Source organism: Rhizobium johnstonii 3841, from assembly GCF_000009265.1.
Lineage (GTDB): Bacteria > Pseudomonadota > Alphaproteobacteria > Rhizobiales > Rhizobiaceae > Rhizobium > Rhizobium acaciae.
This window is the reverse complement of sequence record NC_008380.1, coordinates 423,753-441,329: the sequence shown is the minus strand read 5'-3', so window position 1 is coordinate 441,329 and position 17,577 is coordinate 423,753. Positions and strand designations below refer to the sequence as shown.

At 62.0% G+C, this 17,577-nt stretch carries 17 protein-coding genes; 16 read left to right on the top strand and 1 reads right to left on the bottom strand.

From position 1 onward, the window contains the following. The first annotated feature begins 7 nt into the window (after positions 1–7). The 3 genes from RL_RS02115 to murJ all read left to right on the top strand — a co-directional run bounded on the left by RL_RS02115 (position 8) and on the right by murJ (position 4,977). Positions 8–283 (top strand): hypothetical protein, encoded by a 276-nt coding sequence (locus RL_RS02115; protein WP_020048201.1) that lies wholly within the window; start codon positions 8–10, stop codon positions 281–283. Positions 284–437: 154 nt separating this feature from the next. Then, the gene (locus RL_RS02110; protein ID WP_011650198.1) at positions 438–3,344 is read left to right on the top strand and encodes a [protein-PII] uridylyltransferase; all 2,907 of its coding nucleotides are present in this window, start codon (positions 438–440) and stop codon (positions 3,342–3,344) included. Between the two features lie 52 nt (positions 3,345–3,396). Continuing rightward, on the top strand, positions 3,397–4,977 hold the full coding sequence (gene murJ, locus RL_RS02105) for a murein biosynthesis integral membrane protein MurJ (protein WP_011650197.1): 1,581 nt from the start codon (positions 3,397–3,399) through the stop codon (positions 4,975–4,977). Positions 4,978–5,000: 23 nt separating this feature from the next. Here murJ and RL_RS02100 read toward each other — a convergent pair whose 3' ends face one another. Further along, a complete protein-coding gene (locus tag RL_RS02100; protein WP_028740532.1) occupies positions 5,001–5,429 on the bottom strand; it encodes a YcbK family protein in 429 nt (142 codons plus the stop codon). A gap of 187 nt (positions 5,430–5,616) precedes the next feature. Between RL_RS02100 and RL_RS02095 the strand changes: the two genes are divergently transcribed. The 13 genes from RL_RS02095 (at position 5,617) to lnt (ending at position 17,437) form a co-directional block, all read left to right on the top strand. Then, positions 5,617–6,015, top strand: a complete 399-nt coding sequence (locus RL_RS02095) for a VOC family protein (protein WP_041936143.1) — start codon at positions 5,617–5,619, stop codon at positions 6,013–6,015. Positions 6,016–6,145: 130 nt separating this feature from the next. Next, entirely contained in the window at positions 6,146–7,210 is a 1,065-nt protein-coding gene (trpS, locus tag RL_RS02090) for a tryptophan--tRNA ligase (RefSeq protein ID WP_011650195.1), read from the top strand. Between the two features lie 130 nt (positions 7,211–7,340). Next, on the top strand, positions 7,341–7,832 hold the full coding sequence (locus tag RL_RS02085; RefSeq protein ID WP_003544884.1) for a universal stress protein: 492 nt from the start codon (positions 7,341–7,343) through the stop codon (positions 7,830–7,832). A gap of 219 nt (positions 7,833–8,051) precedes the next feature. Beyond that, a complete protein-coding gene (locus RL_RS02080; protein ID WP_011650194.1) occupies positions 8,052–8,618 on the top strand; it encodes a NifU family protein in 567 nt (188 codons plus the stop codon). An 88-nt stretch (positions 8,619–8,706) separates the two neighbouring features. Continuing rightward, the gene (gene tsaB / locus RL_RS02075) at positions 8,707–9,369 is read left to right on the top strand and encodes a tRNA (adenosine(37)-N6)-threonylcarbamoyltransferase complex dimerization subunit type 1 TsaB (RefSeq protein ID WP_011650193.1); all 663 of its coding nucleotides are present in this window, start codon (positions 8,707–8,709) and stop codon (positions 9,367–9,369) included. Then, positions 9,366–9,866, top strand: a complete 501-nt coding sequence (locus RL_RS02070) for a GNAT family N-acetyltransferase (protein WP_003556053.1) — start codon at positions 9,366–9,368, stop codon at positions 9,864–9,866. Before tsaB ends, RL_RS02070 begins: the two co-directional genes overlap by 4 nt. An 82-nt stretch (positions 9,867–9,948) precedes the next feature. After that, complete coding sequence (locus RL_RS02065; protein ID WP_003544875.1) at positions 9,949–10,377, top strand: Fur family transcriptional regulator; 429 nt, start codon at positions 9,949–9,951, stop codon at positions 10,375–10,377. Between the two features lie 27 nt (positions 10,378–10,404). Continuing rightward, complete coding sequence (locus RL_RS02060; protein ID WP_011650192.1) at positions 10,405–11,202, top strand: lysophospholipid acyltransferase family protein; 798 nt, start codon at positions 10,405–10,407, stop codon at positions 11,200–11,202. 403 nt (positions 11,203–11,605) lie between these two features. Beyond that, positions 11,606–13,027 carry a tRNA (N6-isopentenyl adenosine(37)-C2)-methylthiotransferase MiaB gene (gene miaB / locus RL_RS02055; protein ID WP_011650191.1) on the top strand — a complete coding sequence of 474 codons (1,422 nt, stop codon included), beginning with the start codon at positions 11,606–11,608 and terminating at the stop codon, positions 13,025–13,027. 18 nt (positions 13,028–13,045) lie between these two features. Next, on the top strand, positions 13,046–14,095 hold the full coding sequence (locus RL_RS02050; RefSeq protein WP_003544862.1) for a PhoH family protein: 1,050 nt from the start codon (positions 13,046–13,048) through the stop codon (positions 14,093–14,095). Further along, a complete protein-coding gene (ybeY, locus tag RL_RS02045; RefSeq protein ID WP_011650190.1) occupies positions 14,095–14,610 on the top strand; it encodes an rRNA maturation RNase YbeY in 516 nt (171 codons plus the stop codon). The genes RL_RS02050 and ybeY overlap by 1 nt, the downstream gene beginning before the upstream one ends. Next, complete coding sequence (locus RL_RS02040; RefSeq protein ID WP_011650189.1) at positions 14,607–15,752, top strand: hemolysin family protein; 1,146 nt, start codon at positions 14,607–14,609, stop codon at positions 15,750–15,752. Before ybeY ends, RL_RS02040 begins: the two co-directional genes overlap by 4 nt. A gap of 80 nt (positions 15,753–15,832) precedes the next feature. Beyond that, complete coding sequence (gene lnt, locus RL_RS02035; RefSeq protein WP_028740536.1) at positions 15,833–17,437, top strand: apolipoprotein N-acyltransferase; 1,605 nt, start codon at positions 15,833–15,835, stop codon at positions 17,435–17,437. Positions 17,438–17,577 lie beyond the last annotated feature (140 nt).

Genomic DNA, 17,577 nt, shown 5'->3' with positions numbered 1-17,577 from the left:
GCGCGCCATGTTCATGGAAAAACTGGTTCGCGAAACCGAGCGCCTCCAGCTCATCTGCTCCATGCTCGATACGATGCGGCGCGCCGATAAGGACCGCAATGCGCGCGGCTGGACGTCGCCGATAGGCATGCTGAAAATCACCCGCTGCTGCGCAGTGATCTCGGAGCTCGGAACCTCGATCGCCAAGGCCGGCTATCGCGAATGCGACAGGCAGGCGCTTGAGGAGATCATGCGCGAGACACGGCAGGTGCTGCATTTGCTGAATGCGCGGGCCGCCGGCTGAGCATTTCGGGAAAGCCTGAGAATTTCCGAGAAAGCCGGCGCCTTGTGTCAAAGCGCCATCGCCTGTTGCGGCGAACCAACACCATTTCGCCAAATTTAAAGGTTCTTGCAGTATGAAGGCCCGTGTCAATCGCCGGGCAAAGGGGCTATAGCGCATGCAGACGAAACAAGCGGCAGGCCGTGAACCGGCAGTCCGGCATGAACAGGAAACCGCCCCGGCGACAGCGATGCGCGACCTCGATTTCACCAATATCCTCGACGTCGAGCTCTTGCAGAAGCAGTGTGACGCCGTTGCCGAGGCCAACCGGAACCGGCCCGACGTCCTGCGCGCCGATCTTCTGGCGGTGCTGAAGAAGGCGAGCACCGAAGGCCGGCAGAAGGCGCGCGAGGCACTGATGGCCGACGGCGGCGGGCTCAACTGCGCCTACCGGATTTCCTGGCTGCAGGACCAGATCACCACCGTCCTCTACAATTTCGCCACCGCCCATATCTTTCCGCAGCAGAAGGACAAGTTCGCGGTCACCGCCGTCGGCGGCTACGGCCGCGACACGCTAGCGCCGGGCTCCGATATCGACCTGCTGTTCCTCTTCCTGCCGAGGCCGGCCGAAGAGACGCACAAGGCGGTCGAATTCATGCTCTACGTGCTCTGGGACATGGGCTTCAAGGTCGGCCACGCCACCCGCACGGTGGAGGAATGCATCGCGCTTTCCAAGTCCGACATGACGATCCGCACCGCCATCCTGGAGATGCGCTACATCTGCGGCCTGCAGCGGCTGGAAACCGAGCTCGAGACCCGCTTCGACAAGGAGATCGTCACCGGTACCGGTCCCGAATTCATCGCCGCCAAGCTTGCCGAGCGCGATGAGCGCCACCGCAAGGCGGGCGACACGCGTTATCTCGTCGAACCGAATGTCAAGGAAGGCAAGGGCGGGCTTCGCGACCTGCACACGCTGTTCTGGATCTCGAAATATTATTATCACGTGCGCGACCAGGCGGAGCTGGTCAAACTCGGCGTGCTCTCCAAGCACGAATACCGCCTGCTTGAGAAAGCCGACGATTTTCTCTGGGCGGTGCGCTGCCACATGCACTTCCTGACCGGCAAGGCCGAGGAGCGCCTGTCCTTCGATATCCAGCGCGAGATCGCCGAAGCCTTCGGCTATCACACCCGCCCGGGCCTTTCGGCCGTCGAGCGCTTCATGAAGCACTATTTCCTCGTTGCCAAGGATGTCGGCGATCTCACGCGCATCCTCTGTGCTGCGCTTGAAGACCAGCAGGCGAAGTCGATCCCGGGCCTGACCGGGGTCATCAGCCGCTTCACCCACCGCAACCGCAAGATCGCCGGCAGCGTCGAATTCGTCGAAGACCGCGGCCGCATTGCGCTGGCCGACCCCGAAGTCTTCAAGCGTGATCCGGTCAACATCATCCGGCTCTTCCACGTCGCCGACATCAACGGGCTGGAATTCCATCCGGACGCGCTGAAACGCGTCACCCGTTCCCTCGCTTTGATCGACAACGCCTTGCGGGAAAACGACGAGGCGAACCGGCTGTTCATGTCGATCCTGACGTCGAAGCGGGATCCGGCGCTAATCCTTCGCCGGATGAACGAGGCCGGCGTGCTCGGCCGCTTCATCCCCGAATTCGGCAAGATCGTCGCGATGATGCAGTTCAACATGTATCACCACTATACGGTCGACGAACATCTGATCCGCACCGTCGACATTCTCTCCGAGATCGACAAGGGCCGCGCCGAGGATCTGCATCCGCTCGCCAACAAGCTGATGCCCGGCATCGAGGACCGCGAGGCGCTTTATGTCGCAGTGCTCCTCCACGACATCGCCAAGGGCCGGCAGGAGGATCATTCGATCGCCGGCGCCCGCGTCGCCCGCAAGCTTTGCGTCCGCTTCGGCCTGTCGCAGAAGCAGACTGAGATCGTCGTCTGGCTGATCGAGGAACATCTGACCATGTCGATGGTGGCGCAGACCCGCGACCTCACCGACCGCAAGACCATCACCGATTTCGCCGACCGCGTGCAGTCGCTCGACCGGCTGAAGATGCTGTTGATCCTGACGATCTGCGATATCCGCGCCGTCGGTCCCGGCGTCTGGAACGGCTGGAAGGGACAGCTTCTGCGCACGCTCTATTATGAAACCGAGCTGCTGCTCGCCGGCGGCTTTTCGGAGGTCTCCCGCAAGGAACGCGCCAATGCCGCCGCCGAGGCGCTGCATTCGGCGCTCGCCGACTGGAGCCAGAAGGACCGCAATACCTATACCAAGCTGCACTACCAGCCCTATCTGCTTTCCGTGCCGCTGGAAGACCAGATCCGCCACGCCCATTTCATCCGTCAGGCGGATAAAGCGGGCCAGGCGCTCGCCACCATGGTGCGCACCGACAGTTTCCATGCGATCACCGAGATCACCGTGCTGTCGCCCGACCATCCACGGCTGCTCGCCGTCATTGCCGGCGCTTGTGCTGCGGCCGGTGCCAACATCGTCGATGCCCAGATCTTCACGACGTCGGACGGACGGGCGCTCGACACGATCCATGTCAGCCGCGAATTTACCGACGATGCCGACGAACTGCGCCGGGCTGCGACGATCGGACGGATGATCGAGGACGTGCTGTCCGGCCGCAAGCGGCTGCCCGAGGTCATCGCCACGCGCGCGCGCAATCGCAAGAAGAGCAAGGCCTTCGTCATTCCGCCGTCGGTCAACATCACCAACAGCCTGTCGAACAAGTTCACGGTCATCGAAGTCGAATGCCTCGACCGGCCGGGACTGCTGTCGGAGATCACCGCCGTCCTGTCCGATCTGTCGCTCGACATCCAGTCGGCCCGCATCACCACCTTCGGCGAGAAGGTGATCGACACCTTCTACGTCACCGATCTGGTCGGCCAGAAAATTTCCGGCGACAGCAAGCGCGCCAACATCACCGCCCGGATGAAGGCCGTCATGGCCGAGGAAGAAGACGAGCTGCGCGAGCGCATGCCCTCCGGCATCATCGCACCCGCCGCCACCGCCCGGACCCCGCCCGCCAGCGAAAAGAAGGCCGGTTCCCCCATATGAGCCTGAACGCATGAGCCCCCACGCATGAGCCCAAACGCATGAGCCCAAACGCATGAGCCTCGTCAAGAAATTCGCGACCGTCGGCGGCGCCACCCTCGGCAGCCGCATCTTCGGCTTCGCCCGTGAAACGCTGATGGCTGCGGCCCTCGGCACCGGACCGATGGCCGACGTCTTCTACGCCGCCTTCCGCTTTCCGAATCTCTTCCGCCGGCTGTTTGCCGAAGGCGCCTTCAACGCCGCCTTCGTGCCGCTCTTTGCCAAGGAGATCGAGGCGAACGGCACGGATGGCGCCAAGCGCTTTTCGGAAGAAGTCTTCGGCGTGCTGTTTTCGGTGCTGCTGCTCATCACCATCGTGATGGAGCTTGCCATGCCGCTCTTGGTGCGCTTCGTCATCGCGCCGGGCTTTGCCGACGATCCCGAAAAGTTCTCGATCACGATCCGCATGGCGGCCGTGATGTTTCCCTATCTGATGTGCATGTCGCTGACGGCGATGATGAGCGGCATGCTGAATTCGCTGCATCATTTCTTCGCCGCCGCCATCGCGCCCGTCTTCCTCAACGTGGTGATGATCGGGGCGCTGTTTTATGCGCTCTATACCGGCGCCGATCCGCTGGCGACCGCCTGGTACCTCTCCTGGGGCGTTCTTGCCGCCGGCGTCCTGCAGCTTGCCGTCGTCTATGCCGGCGTGCTTGCGGCCGGCATGAGCATCGGCTTCCGTTTCCCGAAGATGACGCCGAACGTCAAGCGGCTGCTGATCCTGGCGGTGCCGGCTGCGGTGACGGGCGGCATCACCCAGATCAACCAGTTGATCGGCCAGGCGATCGCGTCGTCCCGCGACGGCGCGATCGCAGCGCTGCAATATGCCGACCGCATCTATCAGTTGCCGCTCGGCGTCGTCGGCGTCGCCGTCGGCGTCGTGCTTCTGCCGGAACTGGCCCGGGCGCTGAAGGGCGGCAACCTGCGCGAGGCCGGAAACCTGCAGAACCGCTCGATCGAATTCGTGCTGTTCCTGACAATCCCCGCCGCTTTCGCGCTCTGGATCCTCTCCGACGAGATCATCCGCGTTCTCTACGAGCGCGGCGCCTTCCATCAGGAAAACACCGCCGTCGTCGGCTCGATCCTGGCGATTTACGGCATCGGCCTGCCGGCTTTCGTGCTGATCAAGGCGCTGCAGCCCGGCTTCTATGCCCGCGAAGACACCAAGACGCCGATGCGTTTTTCGGCCATCGCGGTTGCGACCAACTGCGCCACGGCGCTGACCCTCTTTCCCTATATGGGCGCGCCCGGCATCGCCGTTGCCGAAGCCACCGCCGGCTGGATCAGCACTGTACTGCTATTTGCCACGCTTTTGCGCCGTGGCCACCTGACATGGGAATGGGCGCTGGCAAAGCGCACCGCTTTGCTGATCGTCGCTGCGGCCGTCATGGGTGCGGCCATCGTCTTCCTCAAGCAATATTGGGCGCCGTCGCTTGCTTCCGGCGCGCCGCTTCTCACCAAGATCGGCACCCTCGGGTTGCTGATTGCGATCGCCATGCTGATCTATTTCGCCGCCGCTTTCCTGGTCGGCGGGGCAAACCTCAGCATGATCCGACGCAATCTGAACCGCAAGCCGGCGCCGGCAAAGGACGGGTGAGGTCGCATTTTCCTGGTATTGCTTCAGCAATCCACCCATCGTCGCTGCGGTCCGACGTCGACATGAATGATGCCGTTGCAATAGCTGCCGATGCCGCCGATGCCCGGCGCGCTTCTTGCGGCAGCCATGATGGTGCGCTCCGACAGGCCGGGCATCCTGAAATCGGCCGCCAGACATTTTCCATGCAGGGAGCCATGGCGGCGGGGATGCGGCCTGTGGCCCGAGGTTATCACAGGGCGTCGGCCGGTCTTTGCAGCAATATGCGACAGGACCGCTCGCAGGCGCCCTGGAAAGCAGCCGGCACGAACGCTGACGGTCTGGACCGTGTAGGCGAGACGTGCCTGATATTTTGGAAGATGAGCGGCATGCCTTTTCATGTCTTGACCGACGGCACCCGTTGCTGATTGAAAGGCGAAAAGGCCTGCCATGGCGAGCAAAATTGCGTTCTGCATGGTCGCTCCGATCGGCTATCCAGCGACCCCAACGGCGCCGGCAACACGCGCAGGATTTTCGGTTCAAAAAAAGCTTTTTTGTGAAATTTTATACTCAATTATGAGTAAGGCGGTTGATCAATTCGGCTTAAAATCAGGGGAATTGCCACTCACAACTGGAATAAACATCTCAAACGCGAGGCAGCACATGGTGATCCAGTCTCTTTTCCTCGTCACCCTCGTGGTCGACGATTACGACCGCGCCAAGGCTTTTTATTGCGATGGGCTTGGTTTCGAGTGCCTTCAGGACGAGCTGCAGCCGGAGGGCAAGCGCTGGGTAGTGGTGAAGCCGAGGGGTGAGGATGGAGCCGCCTTTCTGCTCGCGCAGGCGGCAGACGAGACGCAGCGCGCGGCCATCGGCAATCAGACCGGCGGGCGTGTCGGCTTCTTTCTGAAGACCGACAATTTCGCCCGCGACCATGCCGCGATGCTGGCAGTCGGCGTGCGTTTTCTGGAAGAGCCGCGTCACGAGGTTTACGGCACAGTGGCGGTGTTTGCGGATCCCTACGGCAACACTTTCGATCTGATCCAGCACACTGCCGCCTGAACCCCTTGATTGCGACCGGTTGCCCGTGCATAAGCCGCGGCGTTAACAACATGGGCGCAAAGCCCTGCTGCATTCTGCAGCAATTCAAACTGTGACAGCGTGGGCCCTCCACCAGCCTATTGAGGACGACATGAACGAATTCAAGAAACTCGTATTCTCCGGCGTGCAGCCGACCGGCAATCTGCATCTCGGCAATTATCTCGGCGCGATCCGCCGCTTCGTGGCGCTGCAGGAAGGCAATGACTGCATCTACTGCGTCGTCGACATGCATGCGCTCACCGCCCAGCTCGTGCATGAGGACATGCCGAGCCAGACGCGCTCGATCGCCGCCGCCTTCATCGCCGCCGGCATCGATCCGGAAAAGCATATCGTCTTCAATCAGTCGGCCGTGCCGCAGCATGCCGAACTCGCCTGGATCTTCAACTGCGTCGCCCGCATCGGCTGGATGAACCGGATGACCCAGTTCAAGGACAAGGCCGGCAAGGACCGCGAGCAGGCCTCGCTCGGGCTCTACGCCTATCCGAGCCTGATGGCCGCCGACATTCTCGTCTATCGCGCCACCCATGTGCCTGTTGGTGAGGACCAGAAGCAGCATCTGGAGCTTGCCCGCGACATCGCGATGAAGTTCAACCTCGACTATGCCGAGCATATCAGCAGGACCGGCTACGGCGTCGACATCACCGTCGGCAACGAGCCGGTGCATGCCTATTTCCCGATGGTCGAGCCGTTGATCGGCGGGCCGGCGCCGCGCGTCATGTCGCTGCGCGACGGCACCAAGAAAATGTCGAAGTCGGACCCTTCCGATCTCTCGCGCATCAACCTGATGGACGATGAGGACGCGATCTCGAAGAAGATCCGCAAGGCCAAGACCGACCCTGACGGCTTGCCGAGCGAGATCGACGGGCTGCAGGGCCGTCCGGAAGCCGACAATCTCGTGGCAATCTATGCCGCACTCGCCGACAAGTCGAAGGCGGACGTGCTTGCCGAATTCGGCGGCCAGCAATTCTCCGTCTTTAAGCCGGCGCTGGTCGACCTGGCAATCAACGTGCTCGCGCCGATCACCGGCGAAATGCGCCGGCTGATGGACGATACCAGCCATATCGACGCGATCCTGCGCAAGGGCGGCGAACGTGCAAGGGCCCGCGCCGAGGTGACGATGCGCCAGGTGCGCGACGTCATCGGCTTCCTTTATTGAGATAGATCTCCCCTTTTCCCTGTCGTGGGGAGAAGAGAATCTTCCCCTGGGGAGAAGAGTATTTCTTCCGGGGCATCAGGGCAAAAACTGGGCTTGCAAATTTTCCGCTTCGGGTGTCAGAGTCCGCGCCATGGTATCAAAGCGACTCTCACGGCTCGAAGGTCACCGCCGCAAATTCATGGCGGTAATCGACGGTACACCCGAATGCCAACGCGCCGTTCATTATGCCGGCCGGCGCGCGAAAAATTCCAATGGCGGGCTGGTGCTGCTCTACGTGATCCCCGACGGGGATTTCCAGCAATGGCTCGGCGTCGAAGAGATCATGCGGGCCGAAGCGCGTGAAGAGGCCGAGGCGGTGGTTGCCAAGATCGCCCAGATCGTGCGCGAGACCATCGGCATCGAGCCTGAGGTCGTCATCCGCGAGGGCGGTGCTGCCGAACAGATCAACGCCGTGATCGAGGAAGACCGCGATGTGGCGATCCTGGTTCTGGCCGCCGGTTCGGCAAAGGAAGGTCCAGGGCCGCTGGTCTCCTCGGTCGCCGGTCGCGCAGCGGCGTTTCCGATCCCGGTCACCGTGCTGCCGGATACGCTGACCAACGAGGAAATCGATGCTCTCTGCTAAAGCATGATGCCGAAAACTGTGAGCGGTTTTCGGACGAAATCATGCTCTAACTATCTAATTTAGAACAGGATTCAGATCTTAGGCCGAACAGGCATGAAATCATCCTGTTCTAGCATTTCTTGAGTACAAGTCTCTTGATTAGAGCCGTCAATCGGCTTATCTTCTTTTGAAGCATTCTAAAGACGGCCGAAACCATGGGCCGGCCGCATGGAGAATCAGATGTTCATTCAGACCGAAGCCACGCCGAACCCCGCTACGCAGAAGTTCCTGCCGGGCAAGGTGGTGATGGAAAACGGCACGGCCGAGTTCCGCAGCACTGAGGAGGCTCAAGCCTCGCCGCTTGCTGCCCGCCTGTTCGAAATATCAGGCGTCACCGGCGTCTATTTCGGCTATGATTTCATTTCCGTCTCCAAGGACAATGCCGACTGGCAGCATCTTAAGCCGGCTATATTAGGCTCGATCATGGAGCACTTCATGTCCGGCAAGCCGGTCATGGGCGATGCCTCCATCCTCTCCGAAGACGCAGATGCCGACGACGAATTCTTCGACGAAGGCGATGAATCGATCGTGCTGACCATCAAGGAGCTTCTGGAGACCCGCGTGCGCCCGGCCGTTGCCCAGGATGGCGGCGACATCACCTTCCGCGGCTTCAAGGATGGCAAGGTCTATCTGAACATGAAGGGTTCCTGCGCCGGCTGCCCGTCTTCGACGGCAACGCTGAAGCACGGCGTCCAGAACCTGCTGCGCCATTTCGTTCCGGAAGTGCAGGAAGTGATTGCCGCTTAAAAATCCTGAATTCGTCCCGCCGTTCATCTCAGGTTCGGCCGAACGGATTTATCGATAGGCGACACTGGTTTATTCGGAAATTGATGGCATGATCATTCTGGCGCTCGACACGGCAGGTGTGGACTGCGCTGCCGCCGTCTATGACAGCGGCAGGGATACGGTGCTGGGGGAGGCATCGGACATGATCGGCAAGGGCCATGCTGAACATATGATTGGTATCGTCGATCGCGCACTCGATCAGGCGGGACTGGCCCTTTCGGATATCGACCGCCTTGCCGTCACCATCGGTCCCGGCTCCTTTACCGGCATCCGCGTCGGCGTTGCCGCAGCCCGCGGTTTTGCGCTTTCCCTCAATGTGCCGGCCGTCGGCGTCACCACGCTCGAAGTCATGGCATCAGCCCAGCGCGACAAGACGCCTCATCGCGCCGTGCTGGCGGCGATGGATGCCAAGCGGGACGAAATCTACCTCCAGTCCTTTGCCGCCGACGGTTCGCCCCTCGACGCGCCACGGGCAGTCAGCGTTGCGGAAGCGCAGGCTTTTGCCGCCGGCTTCGACGGCGAGATTACCGGTTCGGCGACGTCCCTCCTCAAGGCCGACGCCGGCGGCGATCACACCAACAGATTCCCGATCTCCGTCGTGGCGCGCCTGGGCGCTGCCGCCTCCCCCAATGCCGGAAAGCCGAAGCCCCTTTATCTGCGCGGACCCGATGCCAAGCCGCAGGCCGGGTACGCGATTGCGCGACGAGTATGACGATGCTGGAAGCCTATCTGACGCTGAAACCGGAATTCGAGATCATCGCCATGGAGCGCGAGGATTGCCGCGATGTCGCCGTCCTGCACGGCGAGCGCTTCGCCCGGCCCTGGGGCGACGGTGAATTTCACGGCCTGCTGATGCAAGATACCGTCTTCGGCTTCGTCGCGCGCCAGACCAATGCCATCCTGAAAAAGCCGCTTCCGGGGTTCATCCTCGCCCGCCATGTCGCCGGCGAGGCGGAGATCCTGACGATTGCGGTGCAGGCGAAGGTCGCCCGTGCCGGGCTAGGCTGGCGGCTGATGCAGGCGGCGATGCGGGAAGCGCGCTCGCGCGGCGGCGAGAGCATGTTTCTCGAGGTCGACAACGGCAATACCGCAGCGCTTGGCCTCTACCGCAAGCTCGGCTTCGAAAAGGTCGGCGAACGTCAGGGTTACTACAAACAAGAAAACGGCGCCCTCTCCACGGCGCTTGTCATGAAGCGCGTTCTTCGGTAGTTCCCTGGCAGCGAGATAACATGCAGGCCGGCGCAAATGCCGTGCGGCGTTGTCGAAACACGAATATCTCTATAGGCCGGCGATGACTGATGTAGCCAAGACCCTTGAGGAGCTTTGCACCGAACGCGGCATGCGCATGACCGAGCAGCGCCGCGTGATCGCGCGCATCCTGGAAGATTCGGAAGACCATCCCGACGTCGAAGAACTCTACCGGCGCTCGGTGAAAGTCGATGCGAAGATCTCGATCTCGACCGTCTATCGCACCGTGAAACTGTTCGAGGATGCCGGCATCATCGCCCGGCACGACTTCCGCGACGGGCGCTCGCGCTACGAAACGGTGCCGGAAGAGCATCACGACCATCTCATCGACTTGAAGACCGGCACGGTCATCGAATTCCGCTCGCCGGAGATCGAGGCGCTGCAGGAGCGCATCGCCCGCGAGCACGGCTTCCGGCTGGTCGACCACCGCCTCGAGCTCTACGGCGTTCCGCTGAAGAAAGAAGATCTCTGAAGCAATGGCAGCCCGGGAGACCAGCATTTGATCGCCTGGCTGCGCATCGCCTTCGCCGCGGTCGTCATCCTTGCCGTCAGCATCGTGCTCATGCCGCTGCAGGTATTGGCGCTGCGGTTCGACTGGCGGCTGCGGCGCCGGCTTCCGCGCGCTTGGCACCGGATCGTCTGCTATTGCCTCGGCATCCGCGTCCGCGTGAGCGGCAAGCTGGAAGATCGCCGGCCGCTGATGCTCTGTTCCAACCATTCCTCCTGGCTGGATATCATGGTGATGTCGGCCGTTGCCGACGTCGTCTTCATCGCCAAGATCGAGGTGCGCGAATGGCCGATCTTCGGCACGCTCGCCAAGCTGCAGAAGAGCGTCTTCGTCGTGCGCGAGGAGCGGCGCAAGACCGGTCATCAGGCAAATGAGATCGCCGGGCGAATGGCCGACGGTGAGATCGTCGTGCTCTTCCCCGAGGGCACGACCTCGGATGGCAACCGGCTGCTGGAGGTCAAGTCCTCGCTATTCGGTGCCGCCGCGATGGCCGTGCCTTATTCGCCGACGGGAACGGTCGTGGTGCAGCCGGTGGCGGTTGCCTATACCAGGGTTCACGGCATCGCCATGGGGCGTTATCACCGGCCGCTCGCCGCCTGGCCGGGTGATATCGAGCTGCTGCCGCACCTCCTCGACATCGTGCGCTGCGGCGCCATCGACGCCGAGGTTTCCTTCGGCGAGGCGGTGGATTACCGCGCCGAGACCAGCCGCAAGGAGGTGAGCGCAACGATCTCCTTGCGCATCCGCAACCTCCTGAACAGCCGCCTGCGCGGGCGGGAAATCTCTTAGAGCCTTTCCTGGTCAGATTGCAGCATTCTGCCGGAGCAGGTTTTTGTCAGGGCAGAGGCGATTGGCGACGGGCATACCTCTTGGTACGTCCGAGTCGATCGCCTCTGATCCTGGCGGAAAGATGCCCGGCCCACCGGCCGCACTGCTTCGCCATGCGAAGCAATAGGTGCGTCCGGCGATTCTAAAGTCTTGCAGATTTGCCAGGCAAATCTGCGGGAGGGTTGGCTGAAACGGGCCGCCTGCTCGATCGGCCGGCTTGGCCGTAGAGCCGGGCTACGACGCGCGCCGGCCGGTCGAGCATTCGACTCCGTTTGAGCCAACAGAATGCTGCAATCTGACCAGGAAAGGTTCTAGAAGAAGATTTCGATTTTCTCCGGCGGCAAAAACCACTAAATAGCGCGCCATGACACAGGACAGCGCCCTTCTCCAGGCCCCCGAGGCAATTCCCAGCGAGAGCCTCCGCGACGGCAGCAACAGCCGCAAGGTCTTCATCAAGACCTATGGCTGTCAGATGAACGTCTACGATTCCATGCGCATGAGCGATGCGCTCGCCCGCGACGGCTATGAGCCGACGGAAGATATGGAAGTGGCGGACCTCGTTCTCCTCAACACCTGCCATATCCGCGAGAAGGCGGCCGAGAAGGTCTATTCGGCGCTCGGGCGGCTGCGCGAGATGAAAAAGAAGAAGGCGGCGGACGGACGGGAGATGATGATCGGCGTTGCCGGCTGCGTCGCCCAGGCCGAAGGCGAAGAGATCCTGCGCCGTGCACCCGCCGTCGACGTCGTCATCGGCCCGCAGACCTACCACCGCCTGCCGGAGGCGTTGCGCCGGGCCAAACAAGGCCAGCGCGTCGTCGACACCGAATATGCGATCGAGGACAAGTTCGAGCATCTGCCGATCGCCGAGAGCCGAAGGATCCGCGCCCGCGGCGTCACCGCCTTCCTGACGGTGCAGGAAGGCTGCGACAAATTCTGCACCTTCTGCGTCGTGCCCTATACACGCGGCTCGGAAGTGTCGCGTTCGGTTTCCCAGATCGTCGAGGAAGCCGAAAAGCTCGCCGACAGCGGGGTGCGCGAAATCACCCTGCTCGGGCAGAATGTCAACGCCTGGCACGGCGCCGGGAGCCAAGGCGAGGCATGGAGCCTCGGCGACCTGCTCTACCGGCTGGCCGAGATCCCCGGCCTTGCGCGGCTGCGCTATACCACAAGCCATCCGCGCGACATGGACGACCGGCTGATCAATGCCCATCGCGACCTCAGCGCACTGATGCCTTATCTGCACCTGCCGGTGCAATCGGGCTCCGACCGCATCCTGAAAGCGATGAACCGGCGCCACACGGCGGCCGAATATCTGGCGCTGATCGAGCGCATTCGCACGGTGCGGCCCGACATTGCGCTGTCGGGCGATTTCATCACCGGCTTTCCGGGGGAGACAGATGAGGATTTTAAGGATACATTGAGACTTGTGGAGGAGGTCCGTTATGCACAGGCCTTCTCGTTCAAATACTCGACACGGCCGGGCACGCCCGGCGCGGAACTGAAGGACCAGGTGCCGGAAGAGATCAAGGCAGAACGGCTGGAACGCCTGCAAATGCTTCTTCTGAAGCAGCAGCAGGAATTTGCCGAATCTTGCGTCGGCAAAGAGATCGACCTGTTGCTCGAAAAGCCCGGTCGCATGCCGGAACAACTAATCGGACGTTCTCCCTGGCTTCAATCAGTGAATGTTGATGCAAAAGCATCGCAAATCGGTGACATTATTAAAGTGCGAATCACAGGGACCGGAACAAACAGCCTGTTTGCCGAACACGCAGAGGCTGCGGTCTAACCCAAGGAGCCTGACCGCTTGAACGGACAAGAATTGGTTTCTTCTTCACCGCGCCACCCCCGCACGCCGAGCGATACCAATCACTTCGTCCTGACGTTCGAGAACAACCGGTTCGCCAGCGAGCTCTTTGGTCAATTCGACCAAAACCTCAAGCTGCTCGAGCAACGGCTGAACATCGATGCGCGGGCACGCGGCAATTCGGTCGTCATCACCGGCGATATCGTGACCACCAACCAGGCGCGGCGCACGCTCGACTATCTCTATGAAAAACTTCAGAAAGGCGGCAGCGTGGAACGATCCGACGTCGAGGGTGCAATCCGCATGGCGGTCGCCGCCGACGATCAGCTCAGCCTGCCGACCATGGAGCGCAAGGCCAAGCTGACGATGGCGCAGGTTTCCACCCGCAAGAAGACGATCATCGCCCGTACGCCAACCCAGGACGCCTATATCAGGGCGCTGGAACGCGCCGAGCTTGTCTTCGGTGTCGGCCCGGCCGGCACCGGCAAGACCTATCTCGCCGTTGCCCATGCCGCCCAGCTCTTGGAGCGCGGCGCTGTCGAAAAGATCATCCTGTCGCGCCCGGCCGTCGAGGCCGGCGAGCGCCTCGGCTTCCTGCCCGGGGACATGAAGGAAAAGGTCGATCCCTATCTTCGCCCGCTCTATGATGCGCTCTACGACATGATCCCTGCCGACAAGGTCGACCGGGCGATCACTGCCGGCGTCATCGAAATCGCGCCGCTCGCCTTCATGCGCGGCCGCACGCTCGCCAATGCCGCCATCATCCTCGACGAAGCGCAGAACACGACGTCGATGCAGATGAAGATGTTCCTGACGCGTCTCGGCGAAAATGCGCGCATGATCGTCACCGGCGACCCGAGCCAGATCGACCTGCCGCGCGGCGTCAAATCCGGCCTCGTCGAGGCCTTGCAGCTTCTGAACGGCGTCGAAGGCATCTCGATCGTGCGCTTCACGGATACCGACGTCGTCCGCCACCCGCTGGTCGGGCGCATCGTCAGGGCCTATGATTCCACCTATGCCGTCGCCGAAGACGTCAGCCGGCAGGGCTAATGGCCGAACTCGACATCCAGATCAGCGTCGAGGACATCGGCTGGCCCGGCGAGGAGACGCTGCTGTCGTTTTGCGAACGTGTGCTCGGTGCCGCCGCGGTTTATCTCCGCGACAGCGAGAAGCAGCCCTTCCCGACGATGGCGCCCGAGGTTTCGCTTGTTTTCACCGACGACGCCTCGATCCAGGACATCAACGCCGAGTGGCGCGGCAAGGACAAGGCGACCAACGTGCTCTCCTTTCCGGCCTTTCCGGTTCAGCCCGGCAAGATGCCCGGCCCGATGCTCGGCGACATCATCATCGCCCGGGAGACGCTGGAGCGGGAAGCGGCCGAGCTCGAAAAGAGTTTCGACGACCACCTGACCCATCTTCTGGTGCACGGTTTCTTGCATCTTCTCGGCTACGACCATATGAATAGTGCCGAAGCCGAAATTATGGAGGGGTTGGAGACTCGCATTTTGGCGCAGCTCGGCCTATCTGATCCCTACGAGGGTCAAGACCTTAAAATGGAACCATGAGCGACTTTACGACGAAGCCGGCGGCAGACGCCAAGGACTCCGAGCCATCCTCCTCTTCGGACGAGGCAGGCAGTAGTAGTCGGCCCTCTGGCCGATCGCAATCCTTCTGGTCGCGCGCCGCGCGCATCCTTCGCCCGCAGCAGGGCTCGCGACTGCGCGAGGATCTCGCCGACGCGCTGATGACCGATGCGGCCGGCGACGACGCCTTTTCGCCCGACGAACGGGCGATGCTCAACAACATCCTGCGCTTTCGCGAGGTCCGCGTCGCCGACGTGATGGTGCCGCGCGCCGATATCGAGGCGGTCGACCAGAACATCACCATCGGCGAACTGATGATCCTCTTTGAGGAATCCGGCCGCTCACGCATGCCTGTCTATGCCGATACGCTCGACGATCCGCGCGGCATGGTGCATATCCGCGACCTGCTCTCCTATGTCGCCAAGCAGGCCCGCAACAAGCGCCGCGGTCCGACAAAACCGACCACCGTCGTGCCGGCGATCGAGGTTGCACCCGAAAACATCCAGAAGACCGCGCGTTCGGCCAAGCAGAATTTCGACCTCGCCCGCGTCGACCTGCAAAAGACGCTGGCCGAGGCCGGTATCATCCGCAAGATCCTGTTCGTGCCGCCGTCAATGCTGGCGTCAGACCTGTTGCGACGGATGCAGGTGAACCGCACACAGATGGCGCTCGTCATCGACGAATATGGCGGCACCGACGGGCTTGCCTCGCATGAAGACATCGTCGAAATGGTGGTCGGCGACATCGACGACGAACATGACGACGAAGAGGTGATGTTCAAGCGCGTCGCCGAGGACATGTTCATCGCCGACGCCCGCGTCGAGCTGGAAGAGATCGCCCAAGCGATCGGGCCGGATTTCGACATCAGCGAGCAGGTCGACGAGGTCGATACGCTGGGCGGCCTGATCTTCTCCGCACTCGGCCGCATCCCGGTGCGCGGCGAGGTCGTCCAGGCGCTGCCGGGCTTCGAATTCCACATTCTCGACGCCGATCCGCGCCGCATCAAGCGGCTGCGCATCACCCGCAAGCGCCACGCGATCCGCCGCCGCGCGAAGGCGGACGGCGACGCCGCTCCCGGCTCCGAGACCGGCGACGATCGGCCGGCGAAATCGACCGCCAACTGACAGGACCCAACTGACGGGACAAAGAGCCGCTTTTTTGAAAGACTGCGAATGGGTTGATTCGCGGTTTGATGGGAGTGCGCATGGAGCGGCTTGCGGACAGGGTTATCCTCGTCTGGGGTTTCAAACGGTCGCTGCTGGCTATCGCAGCCGGGGCATTCGCGGTTCTGGCGCTGCCGCCTATCGGCTTTTTCGCGGCGATGTTCGTTTCCTTCACCCTGCTCGTCTGGCTGATCGACGGGGCGGCTGCTTCGCCTGAAAGCGGCCTGATCGGCAGGCTGTGGCCGGCGTTTGCCACCGGTTGGCTGTTCGGTTTCGGCTATTTCGTCGCCGGCCTCTGGTGGCTCGGCCATGCGCTGCTGGTCGATCAAGAGGAATTCGCCTGGGCGCTGCCGCTGGCAATTTTCGGGCTGCCGGCCTGTCTTGCGATCTTCTACGGCCTGGCGGCCGCCCTTGCCCGCATCGTCTGGTCTGATGGCATGGGGCGGATCGCCGCGCTTGCGGCAGGCTTCGGGCTGATGGAATGGCTTCGAAGCGTGATCCTCACCGGCTTTCCCTGGAACGCCATCGGCTACGGCATCATGCCGGTTCCGCTGATGATGCAGTCGGCGCATGTGATCGGGGCGATGGGCGTGACGGCCCTCGCCGTCTTCGTCTTTTCTGCGCCTGCCCTTGCCGGGACGCGGCAAGGGGCACGGACGGGCATCGCGCTCGCCGCCCTCTTCTTTGCCGCCCATCTCGGTTATGGCGCCTATGCTCTCCATCTCGCGCCACGACCGGACACATTGCCTGAGGACAAGCGGCCGGTGGTGCGGCTGGTGCAGCCGGCGATCGACCAGACAGAGAAAATGGATAACGACGTCGACCGCGCCGCGATCTTCGAGACGCATCTGAAGCTGTCGGCCGAAGCGCCGAAGAATGGCGGGCGCAAGCCCGATATCATCGTCTGGCCGGAAACGTCGATCCCCTTCATCCTGACCGACAATCAGGATGCGCTGACGCGGATTGCCGATACGCTCGACGACGATCAGATCCTGATCGCCGGCGCCGTACGCGCCGAGGAGATGGGGCCAGGCACGCCGCCGCGCTACTATAATTCCATCTACGTGATCGATGGCCGCGGCCAGATCATCGCCGCCTCCGACAAGGTGCATCTGGTGCCCTTCGGCGAGTATCTGCCCTTCGAGGACGTGCTCACCGAATTCGGCATCCAGAACGTCGTCGAGATTCCGGGCGGCTTTTCGGCCGCGGCAAGCCGGCACCTGCTGGCGCTGCCCGGCGGGCTCAATCTCTATCCGCTGATCTGTTACGAGATCATTTTTCCCGGCGAAATGACCGGTGACATAAAAGACGCCAACGCAATCCTCAATATCACCAATGACGCTTGGTTTGGCGTGACGCCCGGCCCCTACCAGCATTTCCAGCAGGCGCGGGTACGGGCTGTTGAAACCGGCCTGCCGCTGATTCGCGACGCCAATAGCGGCATTTCAGCGCTGGTGAATGCGCATGGGGAAATTATTGCGGGCCTCGATCTTGGAGAAACCGGCTTCGTCGATGCAACGCTCGATAGCATCAGCGATGGAGTCGGAACGACATTTCCCCGACAAACATACTTCTGGTTGACCGAGGTGCTGCTGATTTTGATTGCGCTAATTTCTCGCAGAGGTTTTATTTCCGGGTTGAATTGACCAAAAACCCCTAAAATTGCATAGTGATGTCAATCGGCGTTCTTAACGTATGTTTGCAGGTGGGTTCCTCACCGCTTGCAACGTGGCGTTTTGGGATGGATCAGGGGCATGCCGGTTAGAAACAGGTTGAAATTCTTAGC

What these genes read in the sequence shown, in the direction of transcription:
- RL_RS02080 (WP_011650194.1), top strand. Translation starts at nt 8,052, where the DNA reads ATGTTCATTCAGACCGAAGCCACGCCGAACCCCGCTACGCAGAAGTTC.
- RL_RS02100 (WP_028740532.1), bottom strand. Translation starts at nt 5,429, where the DNA reads ATGCAGAACGCAATTTTGCTCGCCATGGCAGGCCTTTTCGCCTTTCAA.
- RL_RS02115 (WP_020048201.1), top strand. Translation starts at nt 8, where the DNA reads ATGTTCATGGAAAAACTGGTTCGCGAAACCGAGCGCCTCCAGCTCATC.
- RL_RS02070 (WP_003556053.1), top strand. Translation starts at nt 9,366, where the DNA reads ATGACGATGCTGGAAGCCTATCTGACGCTGAAACCGGAATTCGAGATC.
- RL_RS02040 (WP_011650189.1), top strand. Translation starts at nt 14,607, where the DNA reads ATGAGCGACTTTACGACGAAGCCGGCGGCAGACGCCAAGGACTCCGAG.
- murJ (WP_011650197.1), top strand. Translation starts at nt 3,397, where the DNA reads ATGAGCCTCGTCAAGAAATTCGCGACCGTCGGCGGCGCCACCCTCGGC.
- miaB (WP_011650191.1), top strand. Translation starts at nt 11,606, where the DNA reads ATGACACAGGACAGCGCCCTTCTCCAGGCCCCCGAGGCAATTCCCAGC.
- RL_RS02095 (WP_041936143.1), top strand. Translation starts at nt 5,617, where the DNA reads ATGGTGATCCAGTCTCTTTTCCTCGTCACCCTCGTGGTCGACGATTAC.
- ybeY (WP_011650190.1), top strand. Translation starts at nt 14,095, where the DNA reads ATGGCCGAACTCGACATCCAGATCAGCGTCGAGGACATCGGCTGGCCC.
- tsaB (WP_011650193.1), top strand. Translation starts at nt 8,707, where the DNA reads ATGATCATTCTGGCGCTCGACACGGCAGGTGTGGACTGCGCTGCCGCC.
- RL_RS02085 (WP_003544884.1), top strand. Translation starts at nt 7,341, where the DNA reads ATGGTATCAAAGCGACTCTCACGGCTCGAAGGTCACCGCCGCAAATTC.
- RL_RS02110 (WP_011650198.1), top strand. Translation starts at nt 438, where the DNA reads ATGCAGACGAAACAAGCGGCAGGCCGTGAACCGGCAGTCCGGCATGAA.
- lnt (WP_028740536.1), top strand. Translation starts at nt 15,833, where the DNA reads ATGGAGCGGCTTGCGGACAGGGTTATCCTCGTCTGGGGTTTCAAACGG.
- trpS (WP_011650195.1), top strand. Translation starts at nt 6,146, where the DNA reads ATGAACGAATTCAAGAAACTCGTATTCTCCGGCGTGCAGCCGACCGGC.
- RL_RS02065 (WP_003544875.1), top strand. Translation starts at nt 9,949, where the DNA reads ATGACTGATGTAGCCAAGACCCTTGAGGAGCTTTGCACCGAACGCGGC.